This window comes from Pseudomonas sp. XP1, from assembly GCF_053557675.1.
Genome location: NZ_JBNRIJ010000005.1, coordinates 222479 through 231986, shown reverse-complemented (window position 1 = coordinate 231986; position 9508 = coordinate 222479). Strand labels below are relative to the sequence as shown.

Below are 9508 nucleotides of genomic sequence, written 5' to 3'. Positions count from 1 at the left end.
CCGGCGATTGGGCCGCAAAGCGGCCCCTTACGATTACAGCTTGATCCAGGTCGCCTTCAGCTCGGTGTACTTCTCCAGTGCATGCAGCGACTTGTCACGGCCGTTGCCCGACTGCTTGAAGCCACCGAACGGCGCGGTCATGTCGCCGCCGTCGTACTGGTTGACCCAGACGCTGCCAGCGCGCACGGCACGGGCGGTCTTGTGGGCCTTGGAGATGTCCGAGGTCCAGATGCCAGCGGCCAGGCCATACGGCGTGTCGTTGGCAATGGCGACGGCTTCTTCTGCGGTATCGAAGGCGATCACCGACAACACCGGGCCAAAGATTTCTTCCTGGGCGATCTTCATGGCGTTGGTCACGCCGTCGAAGATGGTCGGCTCTACATAGGTGCCACCAGTTTCTTCCAGGGTACGCTTGCCGCCAGCCACCAGCTTGGCACCGTCCTTGTGGCCAGCCTCGATGTACGACAGCACTGTGTTCATCTGCTGGGTGTCGACCAGGGCACCGACAGTGGTCTGTGGGTCCAGCGGGTTGCCTGGCTTCCAGCCTTTCAGGGCCTCGACCACCATTGGCAGGAACTTGTCCTTGATCGAACGCTCGACCAGCAGGCGCGAGCCGGCGGTGCACACTTCGCCCTGGTTGAAGGCGATGGCGCTGGCGGCAGCTTCGGCGGCAGCTTGCAGGTCCGGAGCGTCGGCGAAGACGATGTTCGGGCTCTTGCCGCCGGCTTCCAGCCAGATGCGCTTCATGTTCGATTCGCCCGCATAAACCATCAGCTGCTTGGCGATCTTGGTCGAACCGGTGAATACCAGGGTGTCGACGTCCATGTGCAGGGCCAGGGCCTTGCCCACGGTGTGGCCGTAGCCTGGCAGCACGTTCAGCACGCCAGCCGGGATACCGGCTTCGATGGCCAGCTGGGCAATGCGAATGGCAGTCAGCGGCGATTTTTCAGACGGCTTGAGCACTACCGAGTTACCGGTGGCCAGTGCCGGGCCGAGCTTCCAGCAGGCCATCAGCAGCGGGAAGTTCCACGGTACGATGGCACCGACCACACCCACCGCTTCGCGGGTAACCAGGCCGAGCTGGTCATGCGGAGTCGGGGCGACTTCGTCGTAAACCTTGTCGATGGCTTCGGCAGTCCAATGGATGGCATTGGCCGCGCCAGGTACGTCGATGCTGGAGGAGTCGCCGATCGGCTTGCCCATGTCCAGGGTTTCCAGCAGCGCCAGCTCTTCGACGTTCTTGCGTAGCAGGTCGGCGAAGCGGATCAGCTTGGCCTTGCGCTTGGCCGGAGCCAGCTGCGACCACACGCCGGAGTTGAAGGTGGCACGGGCGTTTTCCACAGCGCGGTTGGCATCGGCCAAGTCGCAGCTGGCAACCTTGGCCAGGAAGCGTCCGTCGACCGGGCTCAGGCACTCGAAGGTTTCACCGGATGCGGCATCGGTGTATTCGCCGTTGATGAAGGCACGGCCTTCGATCTTCAGTTGCTGGGCACGTTGTTCCCAGTCCGCACGAGTCAGGGTGGTCATACGAAACTCCTCCTCTTGTTTAGGTGCAACGCCGCACTGAGGACTCACAGGCGTTGTCAGAATTCTGGCCGGGCGACGAGCGCACACTGGCAAGCGATACCCTAAACCAGCCCGGGTAAACTATCAATATATTTGACACAGAAGGCTCAAAAGCCTACTGATGTGCATTTTATTAAACAACAACAGGAGCCGCACCATGAGCATCGACAGCATCATCGACTTCGCGCAGGTCATCACCGAGGCCGAACGCTACCGCCCGGCAGCTGAAAAAATCCTCAAGGGCGAGCCAGACCAGGCGGTCTACAACCATTATTCCAGCCCCTGCGGGCAGTTTGCTGCAGGCGTGTGGGAAGGCGAGGTGGGGCAGTGGACGGTGAACTACACCGAGCATGAGTACTGCGAGATCGTTCAAGGCGTTTCGGTGCTGCGTGACCAGGATGGTGGGGCCAAGACTTTGCGTGCCGGTGACCGGTTTGTCATCCCGGCGAGGTTCAAGGGCACCTGGGAGGTGCTGGAGCCTTGCCGCAAGATCTATGTGATGTTCGAGCAGAAATGATCTGAGGCCCGAACAGGCAAAAAAAAACCCGCATCCTTTCGGAGGCGGGTTTTTTCAGGTCGCCGATCAATTACTTGATCTTGGCTTCCTTGTACACCACGTGCTTGCGAACAACCGGATCGTATTTCTTGATCTCGATTTTGTCCGGAGTGGTGCGCTTGTTCTTGTCGGTGGTGTAGAAGTGGCCAGTGCCAGCACTCGAAACCAGACGGATCAATTCACGCATGACGTTCTCCTTAGAACTTTTCGCCGCGAGCGCGCAGCTCGGCCAGCACTACGTCGATACCACGCTTGTCAATGACGCGCATGCCTTTGGCAGATACGCGCAGACGCACGAAACGCTTCTCGGATTCAACCCAGAAACGGTGGTGCTGCAGGTTCGGCAGGAAACGACGACGGGTTTTGTTGTTTGCGTGGGAAATGTTGTTCCCGGTTACTGGACCCTTACCAGTAACTTGACAGACTCTCGACATGACTCAGCCCTCTAAAACCACATGCCCAACCCGGCATGGGTTGGCCGCTTAATCTCTCAGTCTTTGGCGCCTGGGCGCCGTGATTCTGGAGGTCTTACCGACCGGATACGCTGACGCGACAGGCCGAGCCCCTAGAAAAGAGCGCTGCTTTATACCAGAAAGACTTGGCCACAACAACAGAAGATACGTTTCCGGCGCCGGCCAAGCGCGCCGGGCCAGCATAGCGGCAGGCCCCGCCAGCCGTCGACCGCTCGTCGCCAGTTTTGTAAAAAAGGGTGTGGTCATTTTCCTACGAGCACACTAGGGTAGGCCTTTTCCAGACTGCACTGGCAGATGGGCCACTGACAGCCAAGGAGCCACCATGCGTGCTGCCGCCCTTTCCTTATTGTTCAACTCCTTGTTCGCCGCAGGCGCCCTGTTCGCCGCCGGCGTTGCCCAGGCCGCCCCGCTGAGCGTCTGCAGCGAGGCCAGCCCCGAAGGCTTCGACGTGGTGCAGTACAACTCGCTGACCACCACCAACGCCACGGCCGATGTGCTGATGAACCGCCTGGTGGAGTTCGACGCGGCGCAAGGCAAGGTGGTGCCGAGCCTGGCGGCCAGCTGGACGGTATCGGCCGATGGCCTGATCTACGACTTCACCCTGCGCGATGACGTGAAATTCCACACCACCGCCTACTTCAAGCCAAGCCGCGCAATGAACGCCGACGATGTGCTGTTCAGCTTCCAGCGCATGCTCTACCCCGCCCATGCCTGGCACAAGACCGCGCCGGGCGGCTACCCGCATGCCCAGTCGCTGCAACTGGGCAGCCTGATCAAGGCGATCGAGGCGCCGGCACCGAACACCGTGCGCTTCACCCTCAGCCACCCGGACGCCACCTTCCTGGCCACCCTGAGCATGGGCTTCGCCTCGATCTATTCAGCCGAGTACGCCGACAAGCTGCTCAAGGTCGGCACGCCGGAGAAGCTCAACAGCCAGCCGGTCGGCACCGGGCCGTTCATCTTCCAGCGTTTCCAGAAAGACGCCGTGGTGCGCTACCGCGCCAACCCCGACTACTTCGGCGGCAAGCCGGCGGTCGACCCGCTGATCTTCGCCATCACCACCGATGCCAACGTGCGCCTGCAGAAGCTCAAGCGTGGCGAGTGCCAGGTCGCGTTGTCGCCCAAGCCGCTGGACATTGCCGAAGCCGGCAAGGACGGCAACCTCAAGGTGGCCACCACGCCGGCGTTCATGACCGCTTTCGTCGCCATCAACAGCCAGCACCCACCGCTGGACAAGCCGGAAGTGCGCCAGGCCATCAACCTGGCCTTCGACAAGCAGGCCTACCTCAAGGCCGTGTTCGAAGACTCCGCGGTGGCGGCCAACGGCCCCTACCCACCCAACACCTGGAGCTACGCCAAGGACCTGCCCGGCTACCCGCTGGACCTGAAAAAAGCCAAGGCCCTGCTGACCAAGGCTGGCCTGGCCGAGGGCTTCAGCACCACGATCTGGACCCGCCCGTCGGGCAGCCTGCTCAACCCCAACCCCAGCCTCGGTGCGCAGATGCTGCAGGCCGACCTGGCCAAGATCGGCATCAAGGCCGAGATCCGCGTGATCGAGTGGGGCGAGCTGATCCGTCGCGCCAAGGCGGGCGAGCATGACCTGCTGTTCATGGGCTGGGCGGGTGACAACGGCGATCCGGACAACTTCCTCAGCCCGCAGTTTTCCTGCGCGGCGGTGCAGTCGGGGACCAACTTCGCACGCTTCTGCGACAGCCGCCTGGACCAGTTGATCAGCGCCGGGCGCACCACCAACGACCAGAGCGTGCGCAGCCGGCTGTACCAGCAGGCGCAAACCTTGATTCAGCAGCAGGCGCTGTGGGTGCCGCTGGCGCATCCGACGGCGGCGGCACTGCTGCGCCAAGGGGTGGAGGGCTATCAGGTGAGCCCGTTCGGGCGGCAGGATTTCAGCAAGGTGTCAGTGAGCAAGTAAGCCTGCACCGGCCTCTTCGCGGGACCGCGCCAACTTTCAACATGGCGCTATCCCTGTGGGAGCGGGTTTACCCGCGAAAGGGCCGGGACAGGCAGCACAATTGCCTAAGCCACAATCCACCCATGCTCGACCATCGACAGCGGCTCCCCGTCACCGATGATGATGTGATCCAGCACCCGCACATCGATCAACGCCAGCCCTCGCTTCAACGACAGGGTCAAATGCACATCGTCCTGGCTGGGCTCACTGTTGCCCGAGGGGTGGTTGTGGCACAGGATCAAGGCCGCTGCGTTATGCAGCAATGCCCGCCGCACCACTTCCCGCGGGTAGACACTGGCCCGATCTATCGTGCCTCGGAAGAGGATTTCAAACGCCAACGGTCTGTGCTTGGTATCGAGAAACAGGCATCCAAACACCTCGCTGACCTCATGTCGCAGCATCGCTTTCAGATAGCGCCTCACCGTTGCCGGGCTGTCCATCGCGGATTCACGCTCAATTGACGTTGCAAGATGCCTGCGCCCGATCTCCAGCAGCGCCTGCAGCTGGCTGTACCTCACCGGGCCCAACCCAAGCTCACCGACGAAGGCCTCACGGTCGGCCTCCAGCAACTGGCGCAAGCCTCCGAACTTCACGAGCAGACCTCGCGCCAACTCCACGACATTGCGCCCACGCACACCTGAGCCGAGAAACACAGCAAGCAATTCCGTATCCGTCAGGCTTGCGGCCCCACGCTGCAGCAACTTCTCTCTCGGCCGCTCTTCAGCCGGCCACTCCCTGATATTCATCCCGTCCCTCTGCCCTTGCTGCGGCCCATTTCGGCCCTGTGTTAATCTATTTCGCCTCGTACATGCGACGTTCTGCCGCAGGCATCTTCAAACGTCGCCGCCCGCTCTCACTGGAAAAAGGCAAGCCTATGCAGCGGCTGTATCGCAAGCGCATCGTTCTCGGCGTGGGTGGCGGCATTGCCGCCTACAAAAGCGCCGAACTGATTCGCCGACTCCTGGAGCACGGCGCGCAGGTGCGCGTCGTCATGACCCGTGGTGGTGCAGAGTTCATCACCCCGCTGACCCTGCAGGCGCTGTCGGGCCACCCGGTGCACATGGACCTGCTCGACCCTGCCGCCGAAGCGGCCATGGGCCACATCGAACTGGCCAAGTGGGCCGACCTGGTGCTGATCGCCCCGGCCACCGCCGACCTTATGGCGCGTATGGCACAAGGCATGGCCGACGACCTGCTGACCACCTTGGTACTGGCTACCGATGCCACCGTCGCCGTGGCCCCAGCCATGAACCAGGCCATGTGGCGCGACCCGGCCACCCAGGCCAACCTCGAACTGCTCAAGAGCCGGGGCATCCAGGTGTTCGGCCCGGCATCCGGCAGCCAGGCCTGTGGCGACGTTGGCCTGGGCCGCATGCTCGAAGCCACCGACCTGGCCTGGTGTGCCGCGGAAAGCTTCAAGCGCCAGGCACTGACCGGCAAGCACGTGCTGATCACTGCCGGCCCGACCCAGGAAAACATCGACCCGGTGCGCTACATCACCAATCATAGCTCCGGCAAGATGGGCTTCGCCCTGGCCGAAGCGGCCGCCGAGGCCGGGGCTCGGGTCACCCTCGTCACCGGCCCGGTGCACTTGCCGACCCCCGACCGGGTCAGCCGGATCGACGTGGTCAGCGCGCGGGACATGCTCGCGGCCTGTGAAGCGGCCATGCCGTGCGACCTGTTCATCGCCTCTGCGGCGGTTGCGGACTACCGCCCGGAAGTCGTTGCCACGCAAAAACTCAAGAAAGATCCTACGACCGGCGACGGCATGCTGCTGCAGATGGTGCGCAATCCCGATATCCTTGCCACCATCGCTGGCCGCGCCGACCGCCCGTTCAGCGTCGGCTTCGCCGCCGAGACCGAACACTTGCTCGATTACGCCACGCGCAAGCTCAAGGACAAGAACCTCGACCTGATCGTCGCCAATGATGTGGCCAACCCCAGCATCGGCTTCAACAGCGAGGAAAACGCCTTGACCGTGATCGACCGCCAGCAGCACCAGACCCTCTTCGCGCAGACCAGCAAGGGCAAGATTGCCCGGCAACTGGTCGCCTTCATCGCCGAACGGCTCAATCAGGTTCAATAAGTTACATGCACGCTCTTCAAGCCAAGATCCTCGACCCACGCCTGGGCACCGAATTCCCACTGCCGCAGTACGCCACCCCTGGCTCCGCCGGCCTGGACCTGCGCGCCCTGCTCAAGGAAGACACAGTCCTCGAGCCAGGCCAGACCCTGCTGATCCCCACCGGCCTGTCGATCTACATCGGCGACCCGGGCCTGGCGGCGGTGATCCTGCCGCGCTCGGGCCTGGGCCATAAGCACGGCATCGTGCTGGGCAACCTGGTCGGGCTGATCGACTCGGACTACCAGGGCGAGTTGATGGTGTCGTGCTGGAACCGCGGCAACACCCCGTTCACCATCGCCGTTGGCGAGCGCATTGCCCAGCTGGTGCTGGTACCGGTGGTACAGGCCCATTTCGACATCGTCGAAGCGTTCGATGAAAGCCAGCGCGGCGCTGGCGGCTTCGGCCATTCCGGCAGCCACTGAGCCGAGAAATGACCGTTCAGGCCAAGGATGGCGAACTCTCTGGCGAAACCACCGTCCAAGCGTTCAGTTTGCGCCTGCCCAGAAAGCCTTTGACTAATGGAGCTTCCAGAGATGAACGACATGGCCCACCTGGCACCCGCCGCACTGCCAGACAGCATTTTCCGCGCGTATGACATTCGCGGCGTGGTCGGCAAGACCCTTCACGCCGAAACCGCCTACTGGATCGGCCGCGCCATCGGCGCGCAGAGCCTGGCACAGGGCGAACCTCAGGTTTCGGTCGGCCGCGATGGCCGCCTGTCCGGCCCGATGCTGGTCGAACAGCTGATCAAGGGCCTGGTCGATGCCGGTTGCCATGTCAGCGACGTCGGCCTGGTGCCCACCCCGGCGCTGTACTACGCAGCCAACGTGCTGGCCGGCAAGTCTGGTGTGATGCTGACCGGCAGCCACAACCCGTCGGACTACAACGGCTTCAAGATCGTCATTGCCGGCGATACCCTGGCCAACGAACAGATCCAGGCCCTGCTGACCCGTTTGAAAACCAACGACCTGACCCGCGCCGAAGGCCGCGTGGAAAAGGTCGAGATTCTTGACCGCTACTTCCAGCAGATCGTCGAGGACGTAAAGCTGGCCAGGAAGCTCAAGGTGGTCGTGGACTGCGGCAACGGTGCCGCCGGGGTGGTCGCGCCGCAATTGATCGAAGCCCTGGGCTGCGAAGTGATTCCGCTGTTCTGCGAGGTCGACGGCAACTTCCCCAACCACCACCCGGACCCGGGCAAGCCGGAAAACCTCGAAGACCTTATCGCCAAGGTCAAGGAAACCGGCGCCGACATCGGCCTGGCCTTCGACGGTGACGGCGACCGCGTCGGCGTGGTGACCAACACCGGCAGCATCGTCTACCCCGACCGCCTGCTGATGCTGTTTGCCCAGGACGTGCTGTCGCGCAATCCGGGCGCCGAGATCATCTTCGACGTCAAATGCACCCGTCGCCTGACCCCGCTGATCGAGCAGCACGGCGGCCGCGCACTGATGTGGAAGACCGGCCATTCGCTGATCAAGAAGAAGATGAAGCAGACCGGCTCGTTGCTGGCCGGCGAGATGAGCGGTCACATCTTCATCAAGGAACGCTGGTACGGTTTCGACGACGGCATCTACAGCGCCGTGCGCCTGCTGGAGATCCTCAGCAAGGCCGGGCAGAGCGCCGAAAACCTGTTCGCCGCGTTCCCGAACGATATTTCCACGCCGGAAATCAATATTGATGTGACCGACGAGGGTAAATTCAGCATCATTGATGCACTGCAACGCGACGCCGACTGGGGCGAAGCCAACCTGACCACCATCGACGGTGTGCGGGTGGACTACGCCCACGGCTGGGGCCTGGTTCGCGCCTCCAACACCACCCCGGTGCTGGTGCTGCGCTTCGAGGCCGACAGCGACGCCGAATTGCAACGTATCAAGGATGTTTTCCGTACCCAGTTGCTGCGGGTTGAGCCTGAGCTGCAACTGCCGTTCTGACCGACTATCTGTTCCTTACAGGAGCCCTGCATGACCCTCGATCGCGATGCCGCTTCCCATGTAGCCGAAGTTTTGTCCGAAGCACTGCCTTACATCCGCCGCTTTGTCGGCAAGACCTTGGTGATCAAGTACGGCGGCAACGCGATGGAGAGCGAGGAGCTCAAGACCGGCTTCGCCCGTGACATCGTGCTGATGAAGGCTGTGGGCATCAACCCGGTGGTGGTCCACGGTGGTGGCCCGCAGATCGGCGACCTGCTCAAGCGCCTGTCGATCGAAAGCCACTTCATCGACGGCATGCGCGTCACCGACTCGGCGACCATGGACGTGGTGGAGATGGTGCTGGGCGGCCAGGTCAACAAGGACATCGTCAACCTGATCAACCGCCACGGCGGCAGCGCCATCGGCCTGACCGGCAAGGACGCGGAGCTGATCCGCGCCCGCAAGCTGACGGTCAGCCGCCAGACGCCCGAGATGACCACCCCGGAAATCATCGACATCGGCCACGTTGGCGAAGTGGTCAGCGTGAACACCGACCTGCTGAACATGCTGGTGAAGGGTGACTTCATCCCGGTGATCGCGCCGATCGGCGTAGGTGCCAACGGTGAGTCGTACAACATCAACGCCGACTTGGTGGCAGGCAAGGTAGCCGAGGCGCTGAAGGCCGAAAAGCTGATGCTGCTGACCAACATCGCCGGCCTGATGGACAAGCAGGGCGAGGTACTGACCGGCTTGACCACCGAGCAGGTCAACGAACTGATCGCCGACGGCACCATCTACGGCGGCATGCTGCCGAAGATCAAGTGCGCGCTGGATGCGGTGCAGGGCGGTGTGAACAGCTCGCACATCATCGATGGCCGCGTGCCGAATGCGGTGCTGCTGGAGATC

At 62.7% G+C, this 9508-nt stretch carries 9 protein-coding genes and 1 pseudogene; 6 read left to right on the top strand and 4 right to left on the bottom strand.

Translation table 11 applies throughout. From position 1 onward, the window contains the following. Positions 1 to 33: 33 nt before the first annotated feature. Positions 34 to 1527, bottom strand: coding sequence for an aldehyde dehydrogenase (locus tag ACK1U9_RS07395; protein ID WP_046613689.1), 1494 nt, complete (start codon positions 1525 to 1527; stop codon positions 34 to 36). A gap of 196 nt (positions 1528 to 1723) precedes the next feature. Here ACK1U9_RS07395 and ACK1U9_RS07390 point away from each other — a divergent pair, with 196 nt between their 5' ends. After that, positions 1724 to 2083, top strand: a complete 360-nt coding sequence (locus tag ACK1U9_RS07390) for a cupin domain-containing protein (RefSeq protein WP_449109797.1) — start codon at positions 1724 to 1726, stop codon at positions 2081 to 2083. A gap of 70 nt (positions 2084 to 2153) precedes the next feature. Here the strand turns inward: ACK1U9_RS07390 and rpmG are convergent, their stop codons facing one another. Next, positions 2154 to 2309, bottom strand: a complete 156-nt coding sequence (rpmG, locus tag ACK1U9_RS07385) for a 50S ribosomal protein L33 (protein ID WP_003253507.1) — start codon at positions 2307 to 2309, stop codon at positions 2154 to 2156. Between the two features lie 10 nt (positions 2310 to 2319). Beyond that, a complete protein-coding gene (rpmB, locus tag ACK1U9_RS07380) occupies positions 2320 to 2556 on the bottom strand; it encodes a 50S ribosomal protein L28 (protein WP_003258972.1) in 237 nt (78 codons plus the stop codon). 361 nt (positions 2557 to 2917) lie between these two features. Between rpmB and ACK1U9_RS07375 the strand changes: the two genes are divergently transcribed. Then, positions 2918 to 4525 carry an ABC transporter substrate-binding protein gene (locus tag ACK1U9_RS07375; RefSeq protein ID WP_135002285.1) on the top strand — a complete coding sequence of 536 codons (1608 nt, stop codon included), beginning with the start codon at positions 2918 to 2920 and terminating at the stop codon, positions 4523 to 4525. A 104-nt stretch (positions 4526 to 4629) separates the two neighbouring features. Here ACK1U9_RS07375 and radC read toward each other — a convergent pair whose 3' ends face one another. Continuing rightward, on the bottom strand, positions 4630 to 5310 hold the full coding sequence (gene radC, locus ACK1U9_RS07370) for a RadC family protein (protein ID WP_046613692.1): 681 nt from the start codon (positions 5308 to 5310) through the stop codon (positions 4630 to 4632). 128 nt (positions 5311 to 5438) lie between these two features. On the opposite strand from radC, the gene coaBC reads away from it, so the two are divergent. From coaBC to argB, 4 genes and pseudogenes are all read left to right on the top strand, one after another. Then, positions 5439 to 6650, top strand: coding sequence for a bifunctional phosphopantothenoylcysteine decarboxylase/phosphopantothenate--cysteine ligase CoaBC (gene coaBC / locus ACK1U9_RS07365; protein ID WP_003253409.1), 1212 nt, complete (start codon positions 5439 to 5441; stop codon positions 6648 to 6650). Between the two features lie 5 nt (positions 6651 to 6655). After that, complete coding sequence (gene dut, locus ACK1U9_RS07360) at positions 6656 to 7111, top strand: dUTP diphosphatase (protein WP_015272329.1); 456 nt, start codon at positions 6656 to 6658, stop codon at positions 7109 to 7111. Between the two features lie 144 nt (positions 7112 to 7255). Then, positions 7256 to 8623: pseudogene (locus ACK1U9_RS07355) on the top strand (phosphomannomutase/phosphoglucomutase); the annotation flags it as partial. A 30-nt stretch (positions 8624 to 8653) separates the two neighbouring features. Then, a partial coding sequence (argB, locus tag ACK1U9_RS07350; protein WP_449109796.1) for an acetylglutamate kinase occupies positions 8654 to 9508 on the top strand: 855 nt, incomplete at its 3' end.

What these genes read in the sequence shown, in the direction of transcription:
- dut (WP_015272329.1), top strand. Translation starts at nt 6,656, where the DNA reads ATGCACGCTCTTCAAGCCAAGATCCTCGACCCACGCCTGGGCACCGAA.
- rpmG (WP_003253507.1), bottom strand. Translation starts at nt 2,309, where the DNA reads ATGCGTGAATTGATCCGTCTGGTTTCGAGTGCTGGCACTGGCCACTTC.
- rpmB (WP_003258972.1), bottom strand. Translation starts at nt 2,556, where the DNA reads ATGTCGAGAGTCTGTCAAGTTACTGGTAAGGGTCCAGTAACCGGGAAC.
- ACK1U9_RS07375 (WP_135002285.1), top strand. Translation starts at nt 2,918, where the DNA reads ATGCGTGCTGCCGCCCTTTCCTTATTGTTCAACTCCTTGTTCGCCGCA.
- radC (WP_046613692.1), bottom strand. Translation starts at nt 5,310, where the DNA reads ATGAATATCAGGGAGTGGCCGGCTGAAGAGCGGCCGAGAGAGAAGTTG.
- coaBC (WP_003253409.1), top strand. Translation starts at nt 5,439, where the DNA reads ATGCAGCGGCTGTATCGCAAGCGCATCGTTCTCGGCGTGGGTGGCGGC.
- ACK1U9_RS07395 (WP_046613689.1), bottom strand. Translation starts at nt 1,527, where the DNA reads ATGACCACCCTGACTCGTGCGGACTGGGAACAACGTGCCCAGCAACTG.
- ACK1U9_RS07390 (WP_449109797.1), top strand. Translation starts at nt 1,724, where the DNA reads ATGAGCATCGACAGCATCATCGACTTCGCGCAGGTCATCACCGAGGCC.